At 74.3% G+C, this 26,918-nt stretch carries 28 protein-coding genes and 1 pseudogene; 15 read left to right on the top strand and 14 right to left on the bottom strand.

Going from position 1 to position 26,918, the window contains the following annotated elements:
- Positions 1–79 precede the first annotated feature (79 nt).
- Positions 80–679, top strand: coding sequence for a hypothetical protein (locus ABZ937_RS16455; protein WP_361692042.1), 600 nt, complete (start codon positions 80–82; stop codon positions 677–679).
- Here the strand turns inward: ABZ937_RS16455 and ABZ937_RS16450 are convergent.
- Both ABZ937_RS16450 and ABZ937_RS16445 read right to left on the bottom strand, forming a co-directional pair.
- Positions 669–1,289 carry a Uma2 family endonuclease gene (locus ABZ937_RS16450; RefSeq protein WP_361692039.1) on the bottom strand — a complete coding sequence of 207 codons (621 nt, stop codon included), beginning with the start codon at positions 1,287–1,289 and terminating at the stop codon, positions 669–671. The genes ABZ937_RS16455 and ABZ937_RS16450 overlap by 11 nt on opposite strands.
- 135 nt (positions 1,290–1,424) lie before the next feature.
- Complete coding sequence (locus tag ABZ937_RS16445; RefSeq protein WP_361692036.1) at positions 1,425–2,537, bottom strand: mechanosensitive ion channel family protein; 1,113 nt, start codon at positions 2,535–2,537, stop codon at positions 1,425–1,427.
- A gap of 316 nt (positions 2,538–2,853) precedes the next feature.
- Between ABZ937_RS16445 and ABZ937_RS16440 the strand changes: the two genes are divergently transcribed.
- Positions 2,854–3,390, top strand: a complete 537-nt coding sequence (locus ABZ937_RS16440) for an HNH endonuclease (RefSeq protein ID WP_030608086.1) — start codon at positions 2,854–2,856, stop codon at positions 3,388–3,390.
- A 45-nt stretch (positions 3,391–3,435) separates the two neighbouring features.
- On the opposite strand, the gene ABZ937_RS16435 is transcribed toward ABZ937_RS16440, so the two are convergent.
- The 5 genes from ABZ937_RS16435 to ABZ937_RS16415 form a co-directional block, all read right to left on the bottom strand.
- Positions 3,436–4,038: a hypothetical protein gene (locus ABZ937_RS16435; RefSeq protein WP_361692033.1), complete on the bottom strand. Its 603-nt coding sequence runs from the start codon at positions 4,036–4,038 to the stop codon at positions 3,436–3,438.
- Positions 4,035–5,378, bottom strand: a complete 1,344-nt coding sequence (locus ABZ937_RS16430; protein ID WP_361692030.1) for a hypothetical protein — start codon at positions 5,376–5,378, stop codon at positions 4,035–4,037. The genes ABZ937_RS16435 and ABZ937_RS16430 overlap by 4 nt, the downstream gene beginning before the upstream one ends.
- Positions 5,375–6,148, bottom strand: a complete 774-nt coding sequence (locus ABZ937_RS16425) for an ABC transporter ATP-binding protein (protein WP_361692027.1) — start codon at positions 6,146–6,148, stop codon at positions 5,375–5,377. Before ABZ937_RS16425 ends, ABZ937_RS16430 begins: the two co-directional genes overlap by 4 nt.
- A 121-nt stretch (positions 6,149–6,269) precedes the next feature.
- A complete protein-coding gene (locus tag ABZ937_RS16420; protein ID WP_361692024.1) occupies positions 6,270–7,190 on the bottom strand; it encodes a zf-HC2 domain-containing protein in 921 nt (306 codons plus the stop codon).
- On the bottom strand, positions 7,187–7,804 hold the full coding sequence (locus ABZ937_RS16415) for an RNA polymerase sigma factor (RefSeq protein WP_361692021.1): 618 nt from the start codon (positions 7,802–7,804) through the stop codon (positions 7,187–7,189). Before ABZ937_RS16415 ends, ABZ937_RS16420 begins: the two co-directional genes overlap by 4 nt.
- Positions 7,805–7,961: 157 nt before the next feature.
- Between ABZ937_RS16415 and ABZ937_RS16410 the strand changes: the two genes are divergently transcribed.
- From ABZ937_RS16410 to ABZ937_RS16400, 3 genes are read left to right on the top strand one after another with little or no spacing between them, the layout of a single operon-like run.
- Entirely contained in the window at positions 7,962–8,207 is a 246-nt protein-coding gene (locus tag ABZ937_RS16410) for a hypothetical protein (RefSeq protein ID WP_361692018.1), read from the top strand.
- Positions 8,208–10,370 (top strand): 4-alpha-glucanotransferase, encoded by a 2,163-nt coding sequence (malQ, locus tag ABZ937_RS16405; protein WP_361692015.1) that lies wholly within the window; start codon positions 8,208–8,210, stop codon positions 10,368–10,370.
- 59 nt (positions 10,371–10,429) lie between these two features.
- Positions 10,430–10,690 (top strand): hypothetical protein, encoded by a 261-nt coding sequence (locus ABZ937_RS16400; protein WP_361692012.1) that lies wholly within the window; start codon positions 10,430–10,432, stop codon positions 10,688–10,690.
- A gap of 112 nt (positions 10,691–10,802) precedes the next feature.
- On the opposite strand, the gene ABZ937_RS16395 is transcribed toward ABZ937_RS16400, so the two are convergent.
- Entirely contained in the window at positions 10,803–11,411 is a 609-nt protein-coding gene (locus ABZ937_RS16395; protein ID WP_361692009.1) for a TetR family transcriptional regulator, read from the bottom strand.
- 145 nt (positions 11,412–11,556) lie between these two features.
- Here ABZ937_RS16395 and ABZ937_RS16390 point away from each other — a divergent pair, with 145 nt between their 5' ends.
- Positions 11,557–13,092 carry an FAD-dependent monooxygenase gene (locus tag ABZ937_RS16390; RefSeq protein ID WP_361692006.1) on the top strand — a complete coding sequence of 512 codons (1,536 nt, stop codon included), beginning with the start codon at positions 11,557–11,559 and terminating at the stop codon, positions 13,090–13,092.
- On the opposite strand, the gene ABZ937_RS16385 is transcribed toward ABZ937_RS16390, so the two are convergent.
- Positions 13,085–13,585, bottom strand: coding sequence for a MarR family transcriptional regulator (locus tag ABZ937_RS16385; RefSeq protein ID WP_361692003.1), 501 nt, complete (start codon positions 13,583–13,585; stop codon positions 13,085–13,087). The genes ABZ937_RS16390 and ABZ937_RS16385 overlap by 8 nt on opposite strands.
- A 119-nt stretch (positions 13,586–13,704) precedes the next feature.
- Here ABZ937_RS16385 and ABZ937_RS16380 point away from each other — a divergent pair, with 119 nt between their 5' ends.
- The 3 genes from ABZ937_RS16380 to ABZ937_RS16370 are packed head-to-tail and all read left to right on the top strand — an operon-like array spanning position 13,705 to position 16,549.
- Positions 13,705–14,655, top strand: a complete 951-nt coding sequence (locus ABZ937_RS16380) for an EamA family transporter (RefSeq protein ID WP_361692000.1) — start codon at positions 13,705–13,707, stop codon at positions 14,653–14,655.
- Positions 14,656–14,695: 40 nt separating this feature from the next.
- On the top strand, positions 14,696–15,634 hold the full coding sequence (locus ABZ937_RS16375) for an EamA family transporter (RefSeq protein ID WP_361691997.1): 939 nt from the start codon (positions 14,696–14,698) through the stop codon (positions 15,632–15,634).
- 21 nt (positions 15,635–15,655) lie between these two features.
- Positions 15,656–16,549, top strand: a complete 894-nt coding sequence (locus tag ABZ937_RS16370) for a LysR family transcriptional regulator (RefSeq protein ID WP_361691994.1) — start codon at positions 15,656–15,658, stop codon at positions 16,547–16,549.
- On the opposite strand, the pseudogene ABZ937_RS16365 reads toward ABZ937_RS16370, so the two are convergent.
- Both ABZ937_RS16365 and pepN read right to left on the bottom strand, forming a co-directional pair.
- Positions 16,545–16,631, bottom strand: a pseudogene (locus tag ABZ937_RS16365) (GntR family transcriptional regulator); the annotation flags it as partial. The gene ABZ937_RS16370 and the pseudogene ABZ937_RS16365 sit on opposite strands and share 5 nt — an antisense overlap.
- Positions 16,632–16,674: 43 nt before the next feature.
- Positions 16,675–19,245 carry an aminopeptidase N gene (gene pepN, locus ABZ937_RS16360; protein WP_361691991.1) on the bottom strand — a complete coding sequence of 857 codons (2,571 nt, stop codon included), beginning with the start codon at positions 19,243–19,245 and terminating at the stop codon, positions 16,675–16,677.
- Positions 19,246–19,357: 112 nt separating this feature from the next.
- Here pepN and ABZ937_RS16355 point away from each other — a divergent pair, with 112 nt between their 5' ends.
- Positions 19,358–19,834, top strand: coding sequence for a DUF1203 domain-containing protein (locus ABZ937_RS16355; RefSeq protein ID WP_361691988.1), 477 nt, complete (start codon positions 19,358–19,360; stop codon positions 19,832–19,834).
- A gap of 80 nt (positions 19,835–19,914) precedes the next feature.
- Here the strand turns inward: ABZ937_RS16355 and ABZ937_RS16350 are convergent, their stop codons facing one another.
- Both ABZ937_RS16350 and ABZ937_RS16345 read right to left on the bottom strand, forming a co-directional pair.
- Positions 19,915–20,151, bottom strand: a complete 237-nt coding sequence (locus ABZ937_RS16350) for a hypothetical protein (RefSeq protein WP_361691985.1) — start codon at positions 20,149–20,151, stop codon at positions 19,915–19,917.
- A gap of 327 nt (positions 20,152–20,478) precedes the next feature.
- Positions 20,479–21,363 (bottom strand): LysR family transcriptional regulator, encoded by an 885-nt coding sequence (locus ABZ937_RS16345; protein ID WP_361691982.1) that lies wholly within the window; start codon positions 21,361–21,363, stop codon positions 20,479–20,481.
- A 99-nt stretch (positions 21,364–21,462) separates the two neighbouring features.
- Here ABZ937_RS16345 and ABZ937_RS16340 point away from each other — a divergent pair, with 99 nt between their 5' ends.
- On the top strand, positions 21,463–22,650 hold the full coding sequence (locus tag ABZ937_RS16340; protein WP_361691979.1) for an MFS transporter: 1,188 nt from the start codon (positions 21,463–21,465) through the stop codon (positions 22,648–22,650).
- Positions 22,651–22,731: 81 nt separating this feature from the next.
- Here the strand turns inward: ABZ937_RS16340 and ABZ937_RS16335 are convergent, their stop codons facing one another.
- Positions 22,732–23,751, bottom strand: a complete 1,020-nt coding sequence (locus ABZ937_RS16335) for an aspartate-semialdehyde dehydrogenase (RefSeq protein WP_361691976.1) — start codon at positions 23,749–23,751, stop codon at positions 22,732–22,734.
- 329 nt (positions 23,752–24,080) lie between these two features.
- Between ABZ937_RS16335 and ABZ937_RS16330 the strand changes: the two genes are divergently transcribed.
- The 4 genes from ABZ937_RS16330 (at position 24,081) to ABZ937_RS16315 (ending at position 26,913) form a co-directional block, all read left to right on the top strand.
- Entirely contained in the window at positions 24,081–24,638 is a 558-nt protein-coding gene (locus ABZ937_RS16330) for a sigma-70 family RNA polymerase sigma factor (protein WP_361692317.1), read from the top strand.
- Between the two features lies 1 nt (position 24,639).
- Complete coding sequence (locus ABZ937_RS16325) at positions 24,640–25,587, top strand: hypothetical protein (RefSeq protein ID WP_361691973.1); 948 nt, start codon at positions 24,640–24,642, stop codon at positions 25,585–25,587.
- A gap of 122 nt (positions 25,588–25,709) precedes the next feature.
- Complete coding sequence (locus ABZ937_RS16320; RefSeq protein ID WP_361691970.1) at positions 25,710–26,255, top strand: hypothetical protein; 546 nt, start codon at positions 25,710–25,712, stop codon at positions 26,253–26,255.
- Between the two features lie 190 nt (positions 26,256–26,445).
- Positions 26,446–26,913 carry a matrixin family metalloprotease gene (locus ABZ937_RS16315; RefSeq protein WP_361691967.1) on the top strand — a complete coding sequence of 156 codons (468 nt, stop codon included), beginning with the start codon at positions 26,446–26,448 and terminating at the stop codon, positions 26,911–26,913.
- Positions 26,914–26,918 lie beyond the last annotated feature (5 nt).

Here is a 26,918-nt window from a genome sequence, read left to right as displayed (position 1 = left end):
GCGTCACGAGTGCGTCACGGAGGTGGTCTTCGCTGGTCACAGGGCTTACATTCGCAGCCTGCGAGACAGGGGAGACGAAGTGGGAAGACGCCACGCGGCCGTGGTGCTGGGTGCGTTGCTGCTGGGTTCGGTGGCGTGTACGGCACAGCCGGCGGCGACGGTCCGGGCGGCGCCCTCGGCGTCGCCGTCCTGCGGCTTCGGCACCCTCCGCTGGGCGGGCGTGCGGCAGGAGACTGAGCTGACCGGTGTCTCCCCGGTGGTGACGCTCGGCAAGGACGACGGATGGACCACCTTCCGGAACGTCCCCGTGCGCACGGTCGTCGCCTCGATCCAGGCGAACGGCGTGGAGGTGCCCCAGCGGCGGGTGATGGCCTCGCTGGCGCGGCGCCTGGGCTACGACACGGGCGACCTGATGGCACCGGGCGAGAGCACGGCCCACCATCCCCGGCACCCCGACCGGATCGACTTCCACGGAGCCGGCCGCTTCGCCACCGCCGAGGCCGTGAAGGTGGTGGCGGCGAGCTTCGCCGTGACCTGCCCGGACGGCACGCACTACGGCAGCGTCACCACCTGGCTCGACACCCCCCGGGGCGACTCCCTGGCCTGCGGCACCGACCCGGGCGGGGAGGCGTGGCTCCGCGAGGCCTACCAGCTGGCCTGCGGTCCGCTCAGCCGGTGACGAAGGGGGCGGTGTCGAGGGTGGGGTAGGGGGCCGGGAGGGGGAGGGGTTCGCCGAGGTCGACCTTCTCCTCGGTGTCGTAGTACGCCTTGGTGGGGTCGTTGCCGGGGAGAGTCGGTGTCGTGTAGCAGTGAGCCGTGTTCGCCCTACGGTTGATCAGAACGTAGACGGGAACCCCTGCGGCGGCGTAGGTGCGGAGCTTCGGCCCGGTGTCGATTTCGAGGTTGGTGGAGGTGACCTCGCCGACCAAGGCGACCATGTCGATGGGGTACCAGCCCTTGTGGGCTTTGTAGTACGACTCGTCGAGTTCCGTAGGCCTCCGGCGGCGGAGATAGAAGTCCGGAATGACCAGAGCCATGGTCCTGCCGTCCTTGTGGGCGACTCGGTAGCCGTTGCCCATGCCTACGAGCTGGAACCCGGCAGCCCTGAACTGGAAGCTCAGCTCGAAGGCGCCGTGATTGTGGTTGTCATTCGGCGTCGGCGGCACGATGGCCATCCCCTCGACGTACTCGGGTCGAATCGGCGCCACGGACGCCTTCTCGATCGCGCTCAACAGATCGATGGGGTCCTGCTGCGTCATGACCGGCTCCGTGATGGGTTCGGCGCTCATCCCTGGTTCTCCTCGTCACGCTGGTGCCAGGCTAAGCCCGCATTGGGCGCCCCGGCAGAACAATGGGGCATCAGCGCGCGCTTGGCGCCGGATGCCCCGCCCCGTTCACCCGAACGTGTGTGCTGAACCGTTCCGCTACTTCATCGGCGACTCAGGCCGCTGGGCGACGATCGGTGCCGTCGCCGTCGCCTGCGGGGAGTCCGCGTTGGAGTACACCGACGGCGCCGCGACCGTGGCCGTCGGATCCGGGACCGTCTCCTGGTCCAGGACCGCCGTCTCGCCGCCCACGATGCGGATGCTCGCCGCGTCGAACGCCCGCTTGATCCGCCAGCGCAGCTCCCGCTCCACCGTGACCGACTTGCCGGGCATCGTCCTGGCCGAGACCCGGACCACCATGGAGTCGATCAGCACCGAGTCCAGGCCGAGCACCTCGATCGGGCTCCACAGCAGCTCGTTCCAGGGCTCTTCCTTGCTCATCTTCTCGGCGACCTCGTCCAGCGTGGCCTTGACCCGGTCCAGGTCCTCGCCCGCCTTCACCGTCACGTCGACGCCGGCCGTCGCCCAGCCCTGCGACAGGTTGCCGATCCGCTTGACCTCGCCGTTGCGGACGTACCAGATCTCCCCGTTGTCGCCGCGCAGCTTGGTCACCCGCAGCCCGACCTCGATCACCTCACCGGTGGCCACGCCCGCGTCGACCACGTCACCGACGCCGTACTGGTCCTCCAGGATCATGAACACGCCGGACAGGAAGTCCGTGACCAGGTTCCGCGCGCCGAAACCGATCGCCACACCGGCGACACCGGCCGACGCCAGCAGCGGCGCCAGGTTGATCTTGAAGGTGGACAGCACCATCAGCGCGGCCGTACCGAGGATGAGGAAGCTCGCCACCGAGCGCAGCACCGAGCCGATCGCCGCCGATCGCTGCCGGCGCCGCTCGGCGTTGACCAGCAGCCCGCCCAGCGCGGTGCTTTCCCCGGCCTCGGCGGTGCGGCCCATCCGGTCTATCAGCTTGGTGATCGCCCGCCGCACCACCGCTCTGAGCGCCACCGCCACGACCACGATCAGCAGGATCTGCAGACCCATCGCGAGCCACGTCGACCAGTTCTGCTCGACCCAGCTCGCCGCGTTGGTCGCGCTGTCCTGGGCGTCCTGGAGCGTCGGCACGGCCGGGCTCGTCGACCCCGAGGGCGACGGTGACGGGGACGGCGATGCCCCGGCGGCCAGGAGGGCGGCGGGCAGGGACGTCACGGCAGGTACCTCCCAGGTGCTGCGCGGTCCGCACCGGCGGGCGGTCAAGGTCACGAAAAGGTCACCGGACGGACAGGACCACCACACTAACGGGGCATTGTGTGTGCCTCGTGCCGATCCGCACAGGAGGCGCGAAGGAGAGACACGGCTCACGCGGGCTTGAACAGGCCATGATCCGGGGGATGAATCGGATGTGGTCGAAAACACTCCCAGCCCGTTACCGGGACATGGTGGCGCTTCCACCAGGCATGAGGGGAGACTGACTGCAGATCGTCCCGGCGCGAGCCACGCGCCGCCGACGCCCAAGGAGGCACCCGTGCCGCACGTCCTGGTCCTCAACGCGTCGTACGAGCCGCTCGGCGTCGTACCGCTCCGCCGCGCGCTCGTCCTCGTCCTGGAGAACAAGGCAGTCTCCCTGGAGGAGTCCGGCGCCTATATGCACAGCGCAACCGTCACCCTCCCCGCACCCAGCGTGGTCCGGCTCAAGCGATTCGTCCGGGTCCCCTATCGGGGGCCTGTTCCTCTGACCCGCCGAGCGCTCTTCGCGCGCGACGGGGGCCGGTGCATGTACTGCGGTGGCGTCGCAACCAGCGTCGACCACGTCATCCCGCGCAGTCGCGGGGGCAAGCACGTCTGGGACAACGTGGTGGCCTCCTGCCGCCGCTGCAACCACGTGAAGGCCGACCGCCATCTCGTCGAGCTGGGCTGGCGGCTGCGCCACAAACCGGCTCCGCCCACCGGGCTGGCCTGGCGGATCATCGGCACGGGACACAGGGACCCGCGCTGGTTGCCGTACTTGCAGCCATACGGCGCGGACGATGCTTTGGCCCGGATCGACGGCGTCTCTGCCTGATCGATCCGGGCCGTTGTGTTGTGCAGGGGGTCCGCCCCCCGGAGGTCAGCCGCGTGGCCCCTCCGGGCGGGCACCCCGTACCGCGTACCACGTCGTGCCCAGGACGAACGCCGTCAGGGCCGCCGCCCAGGCCCCCGGTTCCGCGCCCGGCTGCATCGGCCACGCCCACACCGTGGCCGCACGGCCGTGCGGGGTTCCCGAGCCCAGGTACACCGCGGTCACGTAGGCGAACGTGGGGAGCCAGCTCAGGCGGGCGCCCAGGAGTACGGCCGAGGCCGCGGTGGCGCCCGTACAGCCCAGCGTGTTGCGGATCACCGTGGGCGGGCCGAAGTTCTCCGTGTGGCCGAGCACGGCCGGTACCACCAGCAACGCCGCCAGCGCGGCCAGCCCCGCCAGCTGCACCAGCCGGCGCGGCCACCACGCTCGTACGGCCGTGCGGTCCAGCTCGTCCGAGGCGCTGTACAGGCTCGTCCCGATCGCCGCCGACGCCAGCAGCGGAGCCAGCGCGACGATCGGCACCCGGCGGTCCGGATCGAGGTAGGCGTCCAGCCGGCCGGCCGCCCACACCGCGAAGACGGCCGTACCGGCGAGCGCCGCCAGGGTCGCGGGCAGGGCCCGGGAGCGGGCGTACAGAAGCAGTCCGGTCACAGGGCCGGCACCTCCTTCAGGCGGCAGCCGGCGCGGGCCGCGAAGTAGGCCGACAGCCACGCGCGGCGCTCCCTGTCGCCCAGCGCCGCGAAGCGGGCCTCGGCGGCGCGGCGCTCGCGCAGCTCGGCGCGGTGGGAGGCGTCGCCCCGGGCGTCCAGGTCGTCGAAGTACTTCTGCTGGGGGCTCGGCGCGAGGTAGCGCGCCACGACGTCGTCCGCCCGCAGCACCCGGGCGCCCGCCTTCTCCTCGGCGCAGTCGCCGCGCAGTTGCAGCGCCCCCACGGCCTCCCACGCGAACTCCACCGGACTGGTCAGCCGCCCCCGTACGGCCGTCCAGCCGAGCGGCGTGATGCCCGGCAGCCGGGCCTCGCCGGCGCGCAGCGTGCCCGTGTGGTCCGCCCACCGCGCCGGCAGGTTCCGCACGCCCTCCAGCTTGCCGGTGACCCCGGACAAAGCCTCGCTGACCTGCGGGAGCATGCCCGCGTACCGGGCGTTGACGCACACCGCCGGGGTGGTGGAGGTGTCGCACACCTGGCGGCGGGCGAGCGGGTCGGAGTGCCACAGCCCGTCCCCGGTCTGCGCGAGCAGTGTGCCCGCGGCCAGCGCGGCGGCCAGCGGCAGCAGGGCCGTCACCCGGCGCCGGGCCGCGTACGCCAGCGCGGCGGCGCAGGCGAGTGAGCCGGTCCACACCGCCATCGCCCACGGCTGCCACCACACCGGCAGCTCACCGACACCGACCGGAACGGCCGGGGACAGCGGGCGGGCGTAGGCCGGACCGCCGGACTGCAGGACGCCGAGCCCCAGGTACCCGGCCATCGCCAGCAGCGGGGCCATCAGCCGTGTGGGCACGACCCGGCCCAGCACATGCCCGGCCAGCGCGCCCGCCGCCATGGCGACCGCGTCCCCCAGCAGCAACGACAGACGGGGCCGGTCCCCCTGGGCGTAGGGCCAGGTGGCGAGCAGCGCCAGCGCCACCGCGACCAGATAGCCGACGACCACCCAGAACGCGACGGGCAGGGCCGGGACCAGCAGCCGGGCCAGCGGCGGCCGTACGGTCGTCCCCCACAGCTCCTCCGTACGGCGCCGCCGCTCCCGGCCGCCCTGCCAGCAGCCCGCCGCCGCGGCCAGCGGAAGGGTGATCAGCAGGGCGGTGTGCACCTCGGTGGCGGTCTCCGCCCACCCGCCCTGCCAGCGGTCCGCCGTGCCGGCCAGCATCGCGCCGGACGTCAGCAGCACCCCGGCCCCGGCCCAGGGCGCGAAACCCCGGACCGCCTCGGCCCGCAGCGGGTGCGGCGCACGCGCGGGCGCCTTCGGCCCCTTCAGGTCCGTGACGAGGGTCATCGCACCGTCTCCCGCGCACTGTGCGCGCGGTGCGCCCGCAGCGCCGCCGTGTACCCGCGCTCGATCGGATGGTCGCCCGGCCCGTCCGACGCCTCGCCGAGCAGGGTGAGCGCCTCCGGCGTGCCCCGGTACGCGATCCGGCCCGCGTCCAGCAGCGTGACCTCCGTGCAGGCGGCGGCCACGTCCTCCACCAGGTGCGTGGAGACCACCACGGTCGCCGAGCCGCCCAGCTCGCGCAGCAGCTCGCGGAACTCCACCCGCTGCTCCGGGTCGAGACCGGCGGTCGGCTCGTCCAGCAGCAGCACGGCGGGGTCGTTGACGATGGCCTGCGCGATGCCGACCCGGCGGACCATGCCGCCGGACAGCGTCCGGACCTTGGCGTCGATCCGGTCCGCGAGTCCGACCCGGGCCACCGCCCGCTCCACGGCCTGCGGCACCCGCGCGGCCGGCATCTCCTTCAGCCAGGCCACGTACGCCACGAACTCCCGCACGGTGAACCCCGGGTAGTAGCCGAACTCCTGCGGCAGATAGCCCAGCCGGCGCCGCACGCCGGCCAGGCCGCGATGCCCGGCGGTGTCCTCGCCGAGCAGCTCCACCCGGCCGGCGTCGGGCCGCGCCACCGTGGCCAGCACCCGGATCAGCGAGGTCTTCCCGGCGCCGTTCGGCCCGAGCAGCCCGTGCACACCGGTGCCGAGCGTCAGGTCGAGCGAGTCGAGCGCGAGGGTCTTGCGGTGCCGGACCCGCAGGCCGGTCACACGTATGGAATCCATGTCTCTCCAGGAGAGGGCGCGGGACCACGAGGGAGGAGGTCCCGGGAATCGTCAGGAAGCGTCAGGAAGGAAGAAAAGGAAGAAAGGGAAGAAGAGGAGCGGCGCCCCCGGGCGAGCGCGGTTACGGGCGCAGCGGGCGGTGGTACGCCGGACGGCGCGCGGTCAGCAGGACGGCGCTCAGCACGGCTGCCGCCGCCCACCCGCCCTGCGCGGCGGCCCCGTCCAGGCAGCGGGAGAGCTGCTCGGCCAGCCGCGTGGTCGCCGCACCGGTCGGCGCCACGGCCGCCGGTGCCAGGACCGCGCACAGCCAGCCGCCGCCCGTCAGCGCGGCCGCCGCCCGGCAGCCCACGAAGGAGGCCAGGGCCAGCGAGGCCAGCGCCAGCGCGAGACCGGGCAGCAGCCAGGCCGCCGCGGCCGGGGCGCCCGAGGCGGGCAGCAGCAGCCCGGTGAGGGTCAGCAGCGGCAGGCTCACCGCGAGCACGGCGACCGTACGGGTCAGCGCCAGCCGCAGCCCGCCGCCCGGCGTGGCCGCGACGACCTCGTGCAACGGGTCCGCGTGCGGGCCGTACGACAGGGCGACGCCGGCGACGGGCACCACGGGGGCGACCGCCAGCAGCAGCGCCCGCGCGCCCGGGAACCCGGCCCCGTACGCCAGGCCCAGCGCGGCCACGGCCACCCCCAGCACGGCCGGCAGCCACGCCCCGCGCACGGCGGGCCCGGCGGCCCACAGCAGCCGGGCGAACCGGGACAGCGGGGGCTGCCCGGCGTACGGCTCCTCCGATACGGCAGTCGCCGGAGCCGTAGCGGTCGCCGGAGCCGTGGCGGTCGCCGGAGCCGACGCCAGCACCGCCGCCCGTACCTGGGCGAGTGCCGCGCCCGCCGCCGTACCGCGTACCGCGGCCGACACCCGGGCCGCACAGCCCGCGCAGCCCTCCACGTGTTTCTCCAGGGACCACGCGTCCGGCTCCGGCAGGACGCCCTCGGCATAGCGGGCGACCAGGTCGTCGGCGGCGTGCCAGTGCCGCCTGTCGCGGTTCGTCATGCCGTGCCTCCCAGCGGGGACGGGTTCAACTGGGCCAGTGCTTCCCGCAGCTCCGCGCGGGCACGGCGGGCCCGGGACTTGACCGTGCCCTCCGGGATGCCGAGCAGCCGGGCCGCCTCACGGGTGCTCAGCCCGTCGACGACCGTCGCCCGCAGCACCTCGCGCAGCTCGGGGGAGATCCGGCCGAGCGCGGTGCCGACATCGCCGTACTCCAGCGCCGCCAGCACCCGGTCCTCGGCGGACGGCGCGGCGGCGGGCTCGTACCGCCCCGGCGCCTCGGGCCCCGGCAGCGGTTCCGCGACCCGCCCCGCCCGCTCCTGCGCCCGCCGCGCGTCGACCAGCCGGCGCGCGGCGATCGTCCACAGCCAGCCGCCGGCCTCCTGCCCGCGGTGCCCGGCCGCCGACCGCCACACCGTGACGAACGTGTCCTGCAGCACCTCCCGCACCAGCTCCGGATCGGCGCACCGCCGCGTCAGCCGGGCGTGCAGCCACCCGGCGTGCCGGTCGTACAGGGCGGCCATCGCCGTAGCGTCGCCCTGCGCGACGGCCCGCAACAGGGCTGGGTCCCCGGCGGACCCGCCGCTCCCGTCGTCCGTCTCCCGCTGGCCCCCCATGGGGCGGAACAGTCTCACACTCCCTCTATCGACCACCGGGCCGGCGCCGGATCACCACGGCACAGGTTCTGGGGGTGCGTGGCTCCGGGCTCACTGGGTAGGCCTGCCGTAACCCGTCCAAAGCCGAAGCATCCGGCACACCCACAAGGAGGCCTCCGTGGCCGCACCGGCTCGACTCACGCTCCCGGCCCAGTTCAAACCCGTGGCGGATCCGTCCGCCGAGACCGGCGCGGCGCCGCTGTGCGTCTTCAGCGCGGAGAGCGCGTGCGCGCAGGCGCCGCTGACCAGTGAGCCGCCGCTGCCCGACGCCGAGCCGCTGACCAGCGAACCCCCGCTCGCCGAGGCCGCCCCGCTGACCAGCGAGTCCGACCCCGTCCCGGACTCCTTCGCGCCGGGGCTGTAGATGGCCGCGGCGCCCGACGAGCCCCCCGGCACGCACCCCGCGGACCTCGCCCGGCTCGCCGAACTGCACGGGGTCGCCACCTCCTACCGCCCGGCCCCGGACCGTACCGTCCAGGTCCCCGCCTCCGCCGTGACCGCCGCCCTCGCCGCCCTCGGCGTCGACGCGGCCGGCCCCGACGCCGTACGCGCCGCCCTCACCGCCCGGGAACGCGAACTGCGCGAACGCCTGCTGCCGCCGACGGTGGTCCAGTGGGCCGGCGACGAGCCGCCCGCCCACCTCACCGCCCTGCCCGCCGGCACCCGACTGCGCGTGCGGACGGAGGACGGCGAGGACCTGGACCTGGACCCGGCGGGCGACCTGACGGGCGACCCGGCGGGCGACCTGACGGGCCGGGGGACCGCGGGGACGCTCGCGGATCTTCCCCCCGGCGTCCACCGGCTGACCGCAGCCGCCCCCGACGGGCGGACCGGCGAGGCGTGTCTCGTCGTCGCCCCCGACCGGCGGCCCGCCCCGCCCGGCCGCTCCCACGGCCTCCTCGTGCAGCTGTACTCCCTGCTCTCCCGCCGCTCCTGGGGCATGGGCGACCTCGCCGACCTCGCCGAGCTGGCCGGCTGGGCCGGACGCACCGCCGGCGCCGGGTTCGTCCAGGTCAACCCGCTGCACGCGGCCGTACCCGGCTCCCCCACCGACCCCTCCCCCTACCGCCCCTCCTCCCGCCGCTTCCCCGACCCCGTCCACCTGCGCGTCGAGGACGTCCCCGAGTTCGCCTACGTCGCCGACCGCGAACGGCTCGACGGGCTGCTGCGACGGGCGGAACGGCTGCGCGCCGCCGTCCTCGACAAGGGCGCCCTCATCGACCGGGACGCCGTGTGGGAACTGAAGCGGGAGGCCCTGGAACTGGTCCTGGCGGTCCCGCCGGGCCCCGGCCGGCAGGCCGCGTACGACGCCTTCCGCGCCGCCCACGGCCAGGCCCTCGACGACCACGCCACCTGGTACGCCCTCGCCGAACTCCACGGCCCCGACTGGCACCACTGGCCGGCCGGCCTGCGCGACCCCCGCTCGGCCGCCACCGCCCGCGCCCGCACCGAACTCGCCGACCGCGTCGACTTCCACGCCCGCCTCGCCTGGCTCGCCGACGGCCAGCTCCGGGCCGCCCAGCGCGCCGCCCGCGAGGCCGGCATGTCCGTCGGGATCGTGCACGACCTCGCCGTGGGCGTGCACCCCGCCGGCGCCGACGCCTGGGCCCAGCAGGACGTGTTCGCCGCCGGCATGTCCGTCGGCGCCCCACCGGACGCCTTCAACGCACGCGGCCAGGACTGGGGCCTGCCGCCCTGGCGCCCCGACCGGCTCGCCGCCCTCGGATACGCCCCCTACCGCGACCTCCTGCGCGCCCTCTTCCGCTACGCCGGCGCCCTGCGCATCGACCACGTCATGGGCCTGTTCCGGCTCTGGTGGGTCCCCCAGGGCAGCCCGCCCACCGAGGGCACCTACGTCCGCTACGACGCCGACGCCATGCTCGCGATCCTCGCCCTGGAGGCCACCCGCGCCGGGGCCGTCGTCATCGGCGAGGACCTCGGCACCGTCGAGCCCGGCGTACGCGAGGCGCTGCAGCGGCGCGGGGTGCTCGGCACCTCCGTGCTCTGGTTCGAACGCGACTGGGAGGGCGACGGCCGCCCGCTGCCGCCCGACCGCTGGCGCGCCGACTGCCTGGCCACCGCCACCACCCACGATCTGCCGCCCACCGCCGCCCGGCTCACCGGCGACCACGTCGACCTGCGCGACCGCCTCGGCCTGCTCACCCGCCCGGCGCCGGAGGAGCACGCCGAGGCCGCCGCCGACGCCGCCGAGTGGCTCGCCCTGCTCGGCAGCCTCGGTCTGCTGGACAGCCCGGCGGCCGGACCGCCCGGTTCCGACGAGGAGGAGGAGATCCGTGCCGTCCACCGCTTCCTGCTGCGCACCCCGGCCCGGCTGATCGGCGTCTGGCTCCCGGACGGCATCGGCGACCGCCGCCCGCAGAACCTGCCGGGCACGTGGGACCAGTACCCGAACTGGCGGCTGCCGATCGCCGACGCGGAGGGCCGGCCGGTGCCGCTGGAGGAACTGGTGGCCTCGCGGCGGCTGCGGGGGCTGCTCGGCGTGCTCCGGGAGTCCGGCCGCAGGTGACCGCCCCTACTGGCACCCCGGGCGCGCGCACTCGTCGGCCGTTCGCTAACTTTGGCACCGTGGACAAGAAGAACGCCCTGCGCGCCGGCGCCCTGGCCTCCGGTACGACGCTGATGATGCTGCTCATGTCGTCCCCCGCGCTCGCGGTGACCCGCGACGACGGCGACGACCCCGGCAAGGGCCTGAGCGTCATCGAGACGCTGGGCCTGTACGTGCTGGCTCCGCTGGTCCTGTTCGCGGTCATCGCGGGGCTGGTGATGGTCCTGGACAAGTCCAAGACGCGCGTGGTCAAGCCGGGCACGCAGAAGGCCAAGGCCTGAGCGTCCCCCTCCTCTCTCCCCGAGGGCGCCACCCGAACGCACACATGCGACGGGGCAGGCGCCCTCGGCGTTTCCGGCGACCGACACCGCGTGCGTGACGCCGGCCGTTCCCTCAGTCCGAGCAGCTGGGTGCCGTCAGGTAGCGCTGCACGGTGGGGGCCAGCCACGCCACGATCTCGCTGGGGTGCAGCGCCACGGCGGGCGGCAGGCGCAGTACGTAGCGGGTGAGCGCCAGGCCGAGCAGCTGGGCGGCGCACAGGGCGGCCCGGGTGGGCACCTGCTCGGGGTCGGGGCACACCTGGGCGGCCACCGGCAGCAACTGCTCCCGGAAGACGCCCTGCATGCGCTCGGCCCCGGCCTGGTTGGTCGCACCGACCCGGAGCACGGCCGTCAGCTCCTCGTTCTCCTCCCACAGGTCGAGGAAGTGGCTCACGAGCATCCGGCCGATGTCGTCCCGCGGGACCGGGCCCAGGTCGGGCAGCCGCAGATCGAGCGCGACGGCCGTGGCGAACAGTCCTTCCTTGGTGCCGAAGTAGCGCATCACCATCGACGGGTCGATCCGCGCGTCCTTGGCGATGGCGCGGATGGTGGCCCGCTCATAGCCGTCGGCGGCGAACCGCTCGCGGGCGGCGGCGAGGATCGCGGCGCGGGTGGCGTCGGAGCGGCGGGGTGGGGGCGCCGGCTGGTTCGTCTGGGGCTGGGCGCGCTTGCTGGCCGTCATACCAACGATCGTAGGCCAACGCACGTAGGCCAACAAGCGTTGACTCCGCACCGACGCGCGCTCTACGCTGCCAACGAGCGTTGACCAACGGTTGTTGGCCAACGAGTGTTGGCAAGTAGGCGTCGGCCGGACCCAGGAGGTCACCATGAGCGGCACCACGGGAAACAGCGGCACCACTGGAAGCAACGGCATCGCCGGCACCCCGGTCACGGCCCACCTCGTCATCGTCGGCTCCGGCCCCACCGGCCTGCTCCTCGCCGGCGACCTCGCTGCCGCCGGCCTCCCGGTCACCGTCCTCGAGAAGCGCCCCCACAAGATCAGCAACCTCTCCCGTGCCTTCGTCCTGCACGCCCGCACCCTCGAACAGCTCGACGGCCGCGGACTCGCCGACGAGCTGGAATCCATCGGCCGCCCCCTCGACCGGATCGGGCTCTTCGGCCGGCTCACCGTCGACCTCTCCGCCCTCCCCTCCCGCTACCGCCACCTCCTGGTCCTGCCGCAGTACGAGGCGGAGCGGGTGCTGGAGCGGCGGGCGGTGGAGGCGGGGGCCGAGTTCCGGTACGAGACCGAGGTGACCGGTCTCGCCCAGGACGCGGACGGCGTGACGGTCGAGGTCCGCGGGCCGGAGGGCCGGACGGAGCACCTGCGGGCCGCGTACGTCGTCGGCGCGGACGGTATGCGCAGTGCCGTACGGGAGGCGGTCGGCCTGCCCTTCCCGGGCCGGTCGGTGATCCGGTCCGTCGTGCTCGCCGACGTCCGGCTCGCCGAGCAGCCGCCGACGCTGCTCACGGCCAACGCGGCCGGCGACGCGTTCGCCTTCCTCGCGCCCTTCGGCGACGGCTACCACCGGGTGATCGGCTGGCACCGGGGCCGGAACGTCCCGGACAGCGCGCCGCTGGACCTCGCCGAGATCAAGGAGATCACCCGCCTCGCCCTCGGCCGGGACTTCGGGATGCATGACGCCCGCTGGATGTCCCGCTTCCACAGCGACGAGCGGCAGGTGCCGGCGTACCGGGTCGGGCGGGTCCTCCTCGCCGGGGACGCCGCGCACGTGCACAGCCCGGCCGGCGGCCAGGGCATGAACACCGGGCTGCAGGACGCGGCGAACCTGAGCTGGAAACTGGCCGCGGTGGCCGCCGGGCACGCGGACCCCGCGCTGCTCGACACCTACCACGCCGAACGGCACCCCGTCGGCAGGGCGGTGCTGCGCAGCAGCGGCGGGATCGTCCGCCTCGCCATGGCCAAGCGCCCCTGGACGCTGGCGGCACGCGCGGCGCTCACCGCGTTCCTCGACGCGGTCGGCCCGGCCCGGCGCAGGATGGCCGCCCAGATCACCGGCATCGGCTACCGCTACCCCGCGCCCCGCGGCGCCCACCCGCTCACCGGCGCCCGCGTCCCGGACGTCGCCCTCGCCGGCGGAGGGCGGCTGTACGAGGCGCTGCGCGGCGGCCGGTTCGTGCTGATCACGCCGGAGCCGTACGAGGCGGGGGACGGACGCGCGGACCGGCTGGCCGTGGCGCGGTGGGGGAGCGACCGTCGTACGACCGTCCTCGTCCGCCCCGACGGATACGCGGCCTGGGCCGCCGACGCGGCCGGCCCGGCCGAGACCGCGGCGGCCCTGGCCCGGCACCTGGGTCCGGCGGACCGACGTCCGCCCGTCCGTGGTGCGTCGGCTACTTGACCGTCGCGCGCAGCAGCTCCCGCAACAGGTCGGCCAGGTGGCCGGCCTGTTCGGCGTTCAGGGCGGACAGGGCGTCACTCTCCTCCGCGAGGCCCGCGCCGACCGCCTCGTCGATCAGCCGCAGCCCCTCGTCGGTGAGGGTCACCTGGAGGCCGCGGCGGTCGTGCGGGTCGGGGGAGCGGCGCAGCAGTCCGGCGCGCTCCAGCTTGTCGAGCCGGCCGGTCATCCCGCCGGTGGTGAGCATCAGGGTGGCCGACAGCTGGCGGGGCGAGAGGGTGTGGGGCTCGCCGGAGCGGCGCAGGGTGGCCAGGACGTCGAACTCGCCGCGGGAGATGCCGTAGGGCTTGTACGCGCTCTCCATCCGGTCGCCCATCGCGCGCGAGAGCCGGAAGATCCGGCCGAACACCTCCATCGCCCGCGTGTCCAGGTCGGGGCGCACCCGCGCCCACTGCTCGATGATCGCGTCGACGGGGTCCGCTGGCTGTTGCTCCATGCGGAGAGTATCGGGCCGATTCGGGTTGTCCGCAAGAAAGCCACTTGACGCTAAGTGGCTTAGCGGTAAGCTACTTAGCAGTGATCCAGTCGCGCCCCGCTACCGGAAGGGCCCCTCCCATGACCACCCGTCGCCCGGCCAGAACCGCCGCCGCCGTCATCGGCGTCACCGCCCTCGCCCCCGTCTCCTGGGGCACCACCTACGCCGTCACCACCGAGTTCCTGCCGCCCGACCGCCCCCTGTTCACGGCCCTGATGCGGGCCCTGCCCGCCGGTCTGTTGCTGCTCGCCCTCACCCGCGTGCTGCCGCGCGGCGCCTGGTGGGCCAAGGCGGCCGTGCTCGGGGCGCTGAACATCGGCGCCTTCTTCCCGCTGCTGTTCGTCGCGGCGTACCGGCTGCCCGGCGGGATGGCCGCCGTCGTCGGCTCGGCCGGGCCGCTGTTCGTCGTCGGGCTCTCCGCGTTCCTGCTCGGTCAGCGGCCGGCGCCGCGGACCCTGCTCACCGGGCTGGTGGCCGCGTTCGGCGTCAGCCTGGTCGTGCTGAAGGGGGCCGGCGCGCTCGACCTCGTCGGCGTCCTCGCGGCCGTCGCCTCCACCGTCTCCATGGCCGCCGGCACCGTGCTGACCAAGCGCTGGGGCCGCCCGGAGGGGGTCGGCCCGCTGGCGCTCACCGGCTGGCAGCTCACCGCGGGCGGCCTGCTCATCGCGCCGATCGCCCTGCTGGCCGAGGGTGCCCCGCCCGCCCTGGACGGCCGGGCCGTCGGCGGCTACCTCTACCTCGCCCTGGCCAACACGGCCGTCGCCTACTGGCTCTGGTTCCGCGGGATCGGCCGGCTCACGGCCACCCAGGCCGGCTTCCTCGGCCCGCTGTCCCCGCTGACCGCGGCGGTCGTCGGCTGGGCGGCCCTCGGCCAGGCCCTCACTCCCGTGCAGGTGGCGGGCATGGCGCTGGCGTTCGGGGCGACGCTGGCGGCGCAGCTCGGCGCCGGACGCACCTCATCGTTCAGCTCTCCTGAAAAGAACAGTCGAAAAGATTCGATGGACCTGACAGTTCCGGCGCTGCGACGGTAGGGGCACGGCACACCCACCACCGCTCACGGAAAGGCCCCTTGTGACCGCAGTCGCGCACCAGACCTCCACCACCGCCCCGGCACCCCGCAGCCCCTACCCCCTCCGCCCGCGCCAGGCCGCCGCCCCGCTCCTCGGGCTCGCCTGCGCCGCGCTCGCCACGGTCGTCTGGTCCGGCAGCTTCGTCACCGCACGCGGACTGCACGACAGCGTCCCGCCCGTCCAGCACGCCTTCTGGCGCTGGGTGATCGCGCTGCTCGCCGTCGCCCCCTTCGGCGCCCGGCAGGCATGGCGGCAACGGCACCTGCTGCGGCGCCACGCCCGGTACGTCCTCCTGGTCTCCCTGCTCGGTGTCGCCGGCTACAACACCCTCGTCAACCAGGCCGGCCTGACCACCCCGGCCGCCACCATGGGCATGATCATGGCCGCCTCGCCGGTGCTCATGGCGGTGTTCGAGCGGCTGGGCGGCGTACGGCTGGGCGCGCGGCGCACCGCCGGGCTGCTCCTGGCCTGCGCGGGCGTGGCGCTGCTCGTCGGCGGCGGCGCGGACCTCTCCGCCGGCGCCCTGTGGATGACGGCCGCCGCCTGCTGCTTCGCCGGCTACAGCGCGCTGCTGCGCCGCCGGCCGGACGGACTCGGCGGCACCGGCTTCCTGTTCACCACGTTCCTCGTCGGCACCGCCATGCTGCTGCCCGCGCAGGCCGCCAGCCTCGCCGTACAGGGCGGTTTCCGCCCCGCGCCCGGCACGGTCCTGCCGCTCCTCTACGTCGGCGTGGCCTCCTCGGCGCTCGCCTTCTTCGCCTGGAGCAAGGCCATCACCCTGATCGGCGCCACCCGCGCCGGCATCGTCTACTACCTCCAGCCGGTCTGCGTGGCCCTGCTCTCCTGGGCCGTGCTCGGCGAACACACCGGCCTGCCACAGTTGCTGTGCCTGGCGCTGATCCTGGCCGGGGTCGTGCTGGGCGCGGGCTCCCGCCGCTGACGCCGCGTGTACCGTGCGCGCATGGCCGAGTGGGATCTGAGGAAGCTGCGGATTCTGCGGACCCTGCGCGAGCGGGGCACGGTCACCGCGACCGCGGAGGCCCTGCACATGACCCCGTCCGCGGTCTCCCAGCAGCTCACCAACCTCGCCGCCCAGCTCGGCGTGCCCCTGCTGGAGGCCCAGGGCCGCCGGGTCCGGCTCACCGACGCGGCCCGGCTGGTGCTGGCCCACACGGAGCCGGTGTTCGAGCAGCTGGAGCGGGCGGACGCGGCGCTCGCGGCGTACGCGCACGGCGAGGCCGGCGAGGTCCGTGTCGGCGCCTTCCCGACCGCCGTGCCCGCCCTGGTCGTACCGGCCGTACGGGCCCTGCGCGCGACGCACCCTCGGGTGACCGTCCGCGTCCGGGAGGCGGAGGCCGCCGAGGCCTACGACCTGCTGGCCGCCGGTGACGTCGACCTCGCCCTCTCCCTCGCGGCGGAGGCCCCGAGCGCGGCCGACCCCCGCTTCACCCATGTCCCCCTGCTCGCCGACCCCCTGGACGTGGCCCTGCCCCAGGACCACCCCCTGGCCGCGGCCCCCGGTCTGACCCTCACCGACCTCGCCGCCGAGCCCTGGATCTTCGGCGGCAGCGGCCCCTGGTCGGACATCACCCGCCGCGCCTGCGAGGCGGCCGGCTTCAGCCCCCACCAGGCCCACTCGGCCACCGGCTGGACCGCGATCCTGGCCATGGTGGAGGCGGGAATGGGCGTCGCCCTGGTCCCGAGAACGGCGACCGGCCGACGCACGGGCGTGGCCCTGCGGGAACTGGGCCCGGACCGCCCGGTACGCCACGTGGTGGCAGCGGTCCGCAGGGGGGCGGGGGAGGCGCCGGCGGTGGCTCGGGTGCTTCAGGCGGTGCGGGACGCCGCCTCGTGAACTCGTACTGCACTTCGTGGAGGTGCCCTGCCGTGACCATGACGGTGGCTTCGACGGGGCGGTCGGCGTCGCTGTGGACCACGGGGGCGCCCGGTGTGATCCACCGGGCGCCCCCCACCGGCGTACTACTCGGCCGCCGCGTCCGCCGCCTGCGCCTTCAGTGCGCGTTCGACGCCCGAGCGGGACTCCGAGACCAGGCGGCGCAGGGCCGCGTTCGGCTCGGCCGTGGCCAGCCAGGTGTCCGTCTTGGCCAGGGTCTCCGCGGAGACCTGGACCGACGGGTACAGGCCGACGGCGATCTGCTGGGCGATCTCGTGCGAACGGGACTCCCAGACGCCCTTGACGACCTCGAAGTACCGGTCCGTGTACGGCGCGAGCAGCTCCCGCTGGTCGGTCTGCACGAAGCCGCCGATCACGGCCTCCTGCACGGCGTTGGGCAGCTTGTCGGAGTCGATGACCGAGGACCAGGCCTCCGCCTTCGCCTCCGGCGTCGGGCGGGCCGCGCGGGCGGTGGCCGCGTGGCGCTCGCCGGCCGCCGTCCGGTCCCGCTCGTACTCGCCCGCGATCTCCGTCTCGTCGTACCGGCCGACGGCCGCGAGCCGCTGGACGAACGCCCAGCGCAGCTCGGTGTCGACGGCCAGGCCCTCGATGGTCTGGGTGCCGTCGAGCAGGGCCTCCAGCAGGTCCAGCTGCTCCGGGGTGCGCGCGGTCGCCGCGAACGCCCGGGCCCAGGCCAGCTGGTGGTCGCTGCCCGCCGGGGCCGTGCGCAGGTGGGCCAGCGTGGCGTCGGTCCAGCGGGTCAGCAGGGACTCGCGGGCGGCCGGGTCGGCATACAGGTCGATGGCCAGCTTGACCTGGCGGTGCAGGGACTGCACCACGCCGATGTCGGACTCCTTGCCGATGCCGGACAGGACGAGGGAGAGGTAGTCGCGGGCGGCCAGCTCGGCGTCCCGCGTCATGTCCCAGGCCGACGCCCAGCACAGGGCGCGCGGCAGGGACGCCTCGAAGTCGCCGAGGTGCTCGGTGACGGTCTTCAGCGACTCCTCGTCCAGGCGGACCTTGGCGTAGGACAGGTCGTCGTCGTTGAGCAGGATCACCGCGGGGCGGCGCTTGCCGGCCAGCTGCGGTACGGCGGTCAGCTCGCCGTCGACGTCCAGCTCGACCCGCTCGGTGCGCACCAGCTTGCCGGAGTCGGAGAGGTCGTACAGGCCGATGGCGATGCGGTGCGGGCGCAGGATCGGCTCGCCCTTGGCGCCGGCGGGCAGGGCCGGGGCCTCCTGGCGCACCGCGAAGGAGGTGATGATCCCGTCCGCGTCGGTGGCGATCTCCGGGCGGAGGATGTTGATGCCGGCGGTCTCCAGCCACTTCTTCGACCAGGTCTTCAGGTCACGCCCCGAGGTCTCCTCCAGGGCGCCCAGCAGGTCGGACAGGCGCGTGTTGCCGAACGCGTGCCGCTTGAAGTACGCCTGCACGCCCTTGAAGAACTCGTCCTGGCCGACGTACGCGACGAGCTGCTTGAGCACGCTCGCGCCCTTGGCGTAGGTGATGCCGTCGAAGTTGACGAGCACGTCGTCCAGGTCGCGGATGTCCGCCATGATCGGGTGGGTCGAAGGGAGCTGGTCCTGGCGGTACGCCCACGTCTTCATGGAGTTGGCGAACGTGGTCCAGGAATGGGGCCACTTCGAGCCGGGCGCGTACGCCTGGCAGGCGATGGAGGTGTAGGTGGCGAACGACTCGTTCAGCCACAGGTCGTTCCACCACTCCATGGTGACCAGGTCGCCGAACCACATGTGGGCCAGCTCGTGCAGGATGGTCTCCGCCCGCACCTCGTACGCCGCGTCCGTCACCTTGGACCGGAAGACGTACTGGTCGCGGATGGTCACCGCGCCCGCGTTCTCCATGGCGCCCGCGTTGAACTCGGGCACGAAGAGCTGGTCGTACTTCGCGAAGGGGTAGGCGTAGTCGAACTTGTCCTGGAACCAGTCGAAGCCCTGCCGGGTGACCTCGAAGATGGCGTCCGAGTCGAGGAACTCGGCGAGGGACGGCCGGCAGTAGATGCCGAGCGGCACGGTCTGCCCGTCCTTCTCGTACACGCTGTGCACCGAGTGGTACGGGCCGACGATCAGCGCGGTGACGTACGTCGAGATCCGCGGGGTCGGCTCGAAGGCCCAGACGTTGTCCTTGGGCTCCGGGGTCGCCGAGTTGGAAATGACGGTCCAGCCCTCGGGCGCCTTCACGGTGAACTGGAAGGTGGCCTTCAGGTCGGGCTGCTCGAAGGAGGCGAAGACCCGGCGGGCGTCCGGCACCTCGAACTGGGTGTACAGGTACGCCTGCTCGTCCACCGGGTCGACGAAGCGGTGCAGGCCCTCACCGGTGTTGGTGTAGGCGCAGTCCGCGACGACCCGCAGGACGTTACGGCCCTCCAGCAGCCCCGGCAGGGCGATCCGCGAGTCCTGGAAGACCTCGGCGGGGTCCAGCTGGTCGCCGTTGAGCACCACCTCGTGCACGGCCGGCGCCACCAGGTCGATGAAGGACTCGGCGCCGCCGCGGGCCACGCCGAAGCGCACCGTGGTCACGGACCGGTAGGTACCGCCCTCCTGCGCGCCGGAGAGGTCGAGATCGATCTCGTACGAGTCAACGGTGAGCAGCTCGGCCCGCTGCTGCGCCTCTTCGCGAGTCAGGTTTGTGCCAGGCACGCGGTCATCTCCTCGTTATGTGTCGGTTGCGTCATCCTTCCATGCGATCCACCGGAAACGCGATGTCCGTATCCCGCCGGTGGGCACGTCGGCCGGGCGGGACGCTGACGGCATGACGACACACACCGCACGCCCCATCGCTCCCGCGGCCCTGAAGGAGCTGCGCACCGCCGACGACGCCGGCCGCCCCATGAGCCCGGTGACGGACGAGGAGGGCGGCGCCATGCTGCGCTGCTGTCTGCGCCGCAGCGCGCCCGGCGAGGAGATCGCCCTGGTCTCGTACGCGCCCCTGCGCCGCTGGGCGGCACGGACGGGCGCCGACCCGGGCGCCTACGACGAGCAGGGCCCGGTCTTCATCCACGCCGAGGAGTGCCCGGGCCCGGCCGGCGACGCGCTGCCCTTCACCGGCAACCACCGCGTCCTGCGCCGCTACTCGGCCGACGGCCGCATCCTCGGCGGTGCCCTGGTGACGGCCCCGGAGGACTTCGAACCGGCCCTCACCGACGCCCTCGGCGACCCGGAGGTGGCGCTGGTGCACGTCAGGGCCGTGGAGTACGGATGCTTCCTGTACGAGGTGCGCGGGGCCTAGGGCGGGAAAGGCCGAGGCCGGCCGGGCATGGAGCCCGGCCGGCCTGCGCGTGGCGGATATCGACGGCCCGTGGACCGCGATCAGCTCACCACGATCACCACGACACCACCACCGAAGCCGTTGCCGAAACCATTGCCGAAGAAGTTGTTCCGGAAGCCGAAGCCATTGCCGCCGCACCACCAGCCACCGCGGTCGAAGCAGCCGCGGTTGGTGGAGACCTGGTCCGGAGTCGCCGCCGAGGCCGTGCCTGCCGTGCTGATCGCGGCACCGCCGGCCAGGAGCACGCCGGCCACGGATACCGCGAAGAGACGCCTCACGCGTTGAGCTTTCATGTGGGCCTACCTTCCTTCCACGCCCTCGTCGGAGGTTTCCGGTACGGGGGCGATGGCCGCTACCGCGGTGCGAACGGGCACGGCGCGGTCGTAGGTGGTGCCGCGGGGGGGACGAGGAACACGGCCTGTGCCACATGGGCTGCCGGCCCCGACGGCCAGGGCACTCGCCGACGGCGGGCACACCGCCCGATCGCGGCCCTCCCCCAACACGCTAGCCGCCCGCCGGGGGCTCGGCATCTCGGACGGCCCGGGTGCCCGACCACGTCGAGCAGCACACGTCTCCACGGTCACCCCAGGCCGGGGAAGCCGCGGTCAGGGATCCTCGCGCACCGGCCGCACCCCCGCCAGCACCCGTGCGAACTCCCGTACCGTCCCCGTCTCCGCCTCCCGGTGCCAGACCAGGCCCAGGGCGGAGTCGGGGAGGCCCTCCACGGGGACGTAGGTGACGTCGGCGCGGGGGTGGCGGGTGGCCGTGGGGTGGCAGAGGAGGAGGGCGCCGCGGCCGGTGGCTGCCAGGGTGAGGGCCTCCTGGAGCGTGGTGGCCGTCGGGCCGGGGACGGTGCCGGGGGCGTGGGCGGCGCGCCAGTACGCGGGGGCGGGGGACGCGGCTCCGATCAGCGGGACGGTGCCGATCTCCGCCGCGTCGACCCTGTCCCGCCCGGCGAACGGATGGGCCCGGGAGACGGCCACCGTCTGGCGTTGGCGGGAGAAGACCGGGCCCAGCACCAGGTCCGGTTCGTCCATCGGCAGCAGCACCACCGCCGCGTCCACCGCACCCCGCCGTACCGCCCCGAACGGGTCCGCGAACGGGATCTCCACCAGGTCGACGCTGCGGGCGGAGTGAGCCGTCTCGAAGGCCGTGACCGCCTCCAGCAGGTGCGCGTCCGCCGTTCCCTGGAAGCCCAGCCGGAGGGGGCCCGTCCCGCCCCGGGCCACCGCCCGTGCGTCCGCCATGGCCGCGTGCAGGGCGTCGTACGCCGGGCGCAGCCGTTCCAGGAAGCGTTCGCCGAGCGGGGTCAGCTCCACCCGGCGGCTGGAGCGGTGCACGAGCCGGGCGCCGACCCGGCGTTCCAGCGCGGCCAGCAGCTGGCTCACCCGGGACTGCGAGACGAACAGCCGCTCCCCGGCCCGCCCGAAGTGCAGCTCCTCGGCGAGCGCCAGGAAGCACTCCAACTCCCGTATCTCCAGACCGGACACGCCCCGTTCCTCCGTCGCACACGCATCGATCACTCCCCCTCATGCAAGGGTGAGCGGTTCGGCGTTGTTCCCGGAGCGGGCCGGGCCAAGGCTGTCGGCATGGTCTCCACGCAGCTCGCCCCCACCCGGGGCGCCCGCACCCCCGCCCGTCCCTGGGCCGCCGTGCTCACCCTCGCCGCCGCCACCTTCGCCGTCGTCACCACCGAGATGCTCCCCGTCGGCCTGCTCCCGGCCCTCGCCCGCGACCTGCGCGTCTCCGCCGGTACCGCGGGCCTCGCGGTCACCCTGCCCGGGCTGGTCGCCGCGGCTGCCGCCCCGCTGCTGCCGGTGGCCGTGCGCCGCGCCGACCGGCGCACGGTGCTGTGCGCGCTGCTGCTCCTGCTGGCCGCCGCCAACCTGCTCACCGCGTACGCCCCGGCCTTCCCGGTGCTGCTCGCCGCCCGGCTGCTGGTCGGGGTGTGCATCGGCGGGGTGTGGGCGGTGGCCGCGGGGCTCGGCGCCAGGCTGCTGCCCGGGCCGTCCGCCGGGCGGGCCACCGCCGTCGTCTTCAGCGGCATCGCGGTCGCCTCGGTGCTCGGCGTCCCCGCGGGCACCCTCCTCGGCTCGGTCGCGGGACCGCGCTGGGCCTTCGCCGCGATGGCCGGCTGCGCACTCGCCGTCGCGGGCGCCCTGGCCGCCGTACTGCCGCCGCTGCCCGCCGGACGGCCCGTCCGCCTCGGCACCTTTCCCGGACTGCTGCGCCACCCGCCCGTCCGCCGCGCCCTGACCACCGTCGCCCTGCTGGTCACCGGCCACTTCGCCGCCTACACCTACGTCCGTCCCGTGCTGCAGCGGGCGCCCGGCAGCGGCGCGGCCCTGGTGAGCGCCCTGCTGCTCGGCTACGGCCTCGCGGGCGTCGCCGGGAACTTCGCGGGCGGCGCCCTCGCGGCCCGCGACCCGCGCCGCGCCCTGCGGCTGATCGCCGTGGGCCTCGGCGCCGTCGTCCTGCTGCTGATCCCCGCCGGCGGCTCGACGGCCCTGTCCGGGGCGCTGCTCGTGGCGTGGGGACTGGCCTACGGCGCGGTGTCCGTCACAGCCCAGAACGTCCTGTCGGCAGCCGCACCGCAGGCCCCGGAGGCGGCCTCCGCGCTGTTCGCCGGGGTGTTCAACACGGCCATCGCGCTCGGCGCCCTGACCGGCGGCCGGCTCGCGGACGGACCGGGCCCGACCGCCGTACTCGCCGTGGGCGCGGCGCTGGCCCTGGCGGCGGCGCTCGCGGCGGGGCCGGTGGCGGGGCGGCCGGGCTGAGGCCGGGCGGCGGGGCTGAGGCCGGGCGGCGGGCATGCGAAAGGGGCGGCCGGGAGCGGCCGCCCCTTCCCAGGACACGGGCTACTTGGCGGACAGCTCCGCCGCCACCAGCTCCGCGATCTGCACCGCGTTCAGCGCGGCGCCCTTGCGGAGGTTGTCGTTGGAGATGAACAGGGCGAGGCCGTGGTCCACGGTCTCGTCGCGCCGGATGCGGCCGACGTACGACGGGTCCTGGCCGGCCGCCTGCAGCGGGGTCGGGATGTCGGAGAGGACGACGCCCGGCGCCTTCGCCAGCAGCTCGGTGGCGCGCTCCGGGGACAGCGGGCGGGCGAAGCGGGCGTTCACCTGGAGGGAGTGACCGGAGAAGACCGGGACGCGCACACAGGTGCCGGAGACCTTCAGATCCGGGATCTCCAGGATCTTGCGGGACTCGTTGCGCAGCTTCTGCTCCTCGTCGGTCTCGTTCAGACCATCGTCGACGAGGTTGCCGGCGAAGGGCAGGACGTTGAAGGCGATGGGGCGCTTGTAGACGTTCGGCTCGGGGAAGTCGACCGCCGCGCCGTCGTGGGTGAGCCTGTCGGCCTCGGCGGCCACCTTCTGCACCTGGCCGTGCAGCTCGGCCACGCCCGCGAGACCCGAGCCGGACACCGCCTGGTAGGTGGCGACGACCAGCGCCTCCAGGCCGGCCTCCTCGTGCAGCGGCTTGAGGACCGGCATGGCGGCCATCGTGGTGCAGTTCGGGTTGGCGATGATGCCCTTGGGCCGGTCGGCGATCGCGTGCGGGTTCACCTCGGAGACCACCAGCGGGACCTCGGGGTCCTTGCGCCAGGCCGAGGAGTTGTCGATCACGACGGCGCCCTGGGAGGCCACCTTCTCGGCCAGCGCCTTGGAGGTCGCGCCGCCCGCGGAGAAGATCACGATGTCGAGGCCGGAGTAGTCGGCGGTCGCCGCGTCCTCCACCGTCACGCCGTCCAGCACGGTCCCGGCCGAGCGGGCCGAGGCGAACAGGCGCAGCTGGGTGACCGGGAAGTTCCGCTCCACGAGGATCCTGCGCATGACCGTGCCGACCTGACCGGTGGCTCCGACGATTCCGACCCTCACAGCGACTCCCTCTATGTGTCTCTTGCCTGACCGGGGCGTTTCCATCATGCGGCCGACCCCGGTCCACCTGTCCAATTCTTTGCCCCGGGTGCCCGAGGAATGGGACACGGTCACCGGGCGGATGGTTCCACACGTCCGCCGGGCACCCCGCTGAGCTGCAGGAATTCCCTCCGCGGCGGGCCCGCGCCGGAAGCTGTGCTGTCCCGCCCCTGCCCGCACGGGCCGCGGCCATACGGAGGTGTGACGTACGCCTCTGCGGCCGGCATCGGCGGACCGAACGTTTCGGCCCGCTGCCGCGTCGTAGGGGCAAACGCGTGAGGGGGTGGCCTGTGCTGCGCGGAAAGGCGCGCCGGGAGCAGGGGGCGTACGCCTCCGGTACGGAGGACCGGGACCGGACCGGCGACGACCCGCTGGACGCGGTCCAGGAACGCCGGGTGCGGGCGGTGCTCGCGCTCGGCGGGGTACCGCAGTCGGACCTGCCGGACGGGGTGCAGCAGGTCCGGCTGCGGCTGCTGGAGCGGGCCGCGAGCGGGCGCGAGGCGCCGCGGGACGTGTCGGCGTGGGCGGCGGTGGTCGCCTCCAACCTGGCCATGGACTGGCACCGGGCCAAGCGGCGCCAGGAACGGCTCGGGGAGCGGCTGGCCGCGCTGCGCGAACCCGCGCACCCCTCCGGCGAGGAGACCAGCCTGCTGTCCCTCGCCGTCGCCCGGGGCCTGGACGAGTTGCCGGCCGCCCAGCGGCAGGTGGTCGTGCTGCGCTTCTTCGCCGACCTGCCGGTGCGGGACATCGCCGAGGAGCTGGGCATCCCGGAGGGCACGGTCAAGAGCAGGCTGCACACGGCGGTCCGCGCGCTGCGCGACCGGCTGCACGAGGACGAGGTGGTGTGACATGACCGCCGAACACGAGGGCGCGCGGGGCGCCGGGAGCGCCGGGGAGCACGGGGACTACGGGGACTACGGGGACTACGGGGAGTACGACGGTATGGACGCCCTGATGGCCGCGATCACCGGTGACCCGTTGCCGGAGGAGGCCCGCCGGGACCCCGCCCTCCGCGCCGAACACCGGGCGGCCGAGGCCGACGTGAAGGAGCTGCGGGACCAACTGGCCTGGCTGGCGGAGGCGCTGACGGGGGAGGAGGCGGGGGAGCAGACGGCCGGTGACGCGGTGAGCGGGGAAGCGGTGACCGGGGGAGGGGGGTCCTCGGAGGACGACGTGGTGCCTGCCGTGCCCGCCGCCCGCCGCCCCCGCAGCCGTACCCGGCCCGCCGGACCGGAGCGGCCGGCCCGGCCCCCGCGGCCCGGCCGCCCCTCAGGGCCCCGCCGGGCCCTGCGGATCGCGCTCGGCTCGCTCGCCGGTGCCGCGGCCTTCTCCCTGGTCCTGGGCTTCGGCTGGGTGCTGACGCACGCCGCCGGCGGCGCGGACGACAACGGGGGCTCGTCGGCCAAGAGCGCCGCGGGGGCCGCGACCCCGGATGCCGAGGCGGGCGTGCGGCCGGCCGACCCGGAACGCGAACTGGCCTGTTCCCGGCTGGTCGTGGAGGGCACCGTGGCGCGGGTGGAGCCGCGGCGGGACTCCGCCGCGAGCCGGGTCACGCTTACCGTGACCCGCTCCTACAAGCCCGCGCACGGCCCGGCCGACGTCGGCTTCCTGCTCGACGCGGGCACCCGGCCGGCGCCGCGTGAGGGACAGCACGTGCTGGTCCGGGTCGGTCAGGGCGACCGGTACGCGAGTCTGTGGGCCGTGGGCGACAGCCGCGTGGCCGCCGAGCGCGCCTGGATCACCGAGGCCCTGCCCGGGGCCCGGAACCTGCCCTGCCCCTCCGACGGCGCGTCCTGAGCCGGGAAAGGGCCCGTCCGCACCGAACGTTTCACGCTGCCCCCGCGTCTCAGGACCGACCCGGCGCACAGGAACGCCCACAGGGGCGCCGGACACCGATGACCGACCGTGAAGGGGACACCATGACGACGTTACGGCGGAAGACCGAGCCCGCGGAGCGGGGCGCCCCGCGCCGGCGCCGGCGGCTTGTCGTCGCCCTGGCCGCGGTGCTGGTGCTCGGCGCGGCCGCGGGCACGGTGTACGCCCTGTCCGGGCAGGGGGACGCGGACGTCGGCTCCGGCGAGGCGGGCAGCCTGAGCGCCGAGGGGCTGGTGGCCTGCGCCTCGGCCGTCGCCGAGGGCCGGGTGGCCCAGGCCGGGCCGGCCGGGACGGGATCCGGGTTCCGGGTCGTCCTGCGCGTCGACCGCGCGTACAAGCCGGCCGGCGACGACACGCGCCGGCTGGAGTTCGTCACACCGGAACCGGACGCCGAGGGGTACTACCGGGTGGGCGCCCGGATGCTGGTGCTCGTGCCCTCCCGGGAGGGCGAGGCACCGTCGGCCTACCGGGACGGGGACGCCCCGCCGGAGGGAGCGGGCGACGCGCTGGAATGGGCGCGCGCCTGGGTGAAAAAGGCGATTCCGGAGTCCGCGCGGATGAAATGCACCGAAAACGAGGCTGTTGGCTGAGCTGTCCGCAGAATTCGGATCGGTTTATTCCGCTTGGCCGGATACTTACTTGCCGTTGACTGGATTATTACTGTCGCGGCCTGATCCGTCTCGGCCATGATCCCTGGGCCGGTAAAAATTCAACCAGCTCGGGGGTACGGTGAAATCTGTCCGAAGAAAAACCGCCGCCGTTTGCGTCTCGGCCGTGGTGATGTCGCTTTCTTTCACGGCCGCCACGCCCGCTTCCGCGCATTTCCTGGGGAATGACTCCGTCGACGACCGGGAAATCCGCTGGGAGGACTCGACCCGGTACGACGACGCGCGGAAGCACGCCATCAACGCCTGGGACAACAGCTCGCTCAACCGGATCAACATCGCGCCGGACGCCTGGAACACCATCGCCGACCTGGAGTGGCGCGACTCCAACCGCTCCGACGTCACCTGGGACGGGCTCTGGAAGGGCCGCACCGGAGCGGACGCCATCTACCTGAACGTGCACTACCTCAAGAACTACGGGACGACGAAGCGCCGGGGCGTCGCCACCCACGAGCTGGGCCACGCCCTCGGCCTGGCGCACAGCTACCGCGGCCAGATCATGGTCAACAACACCCCCGACCGGGGTTCGCTGACCACGCCGCAGTCGCACGACAAGGCCGACTACCACGCGCTCTGGGGGTAAGCAGA

This window comes from Streptomyces sp. NPDC046727, assembly GCF_040645635.1.
In the GTDB taxonomy this organism is placed as follows: Bacteria; Actinomycetota; Actinomycetes; order Streptomycetales; family Streptomycetaceae; genus Streptomyces.
Note: the sequence above shows the minus strand (reverse complement) of the source record. Positions and strands in the feature narration are given on the sequence as shown.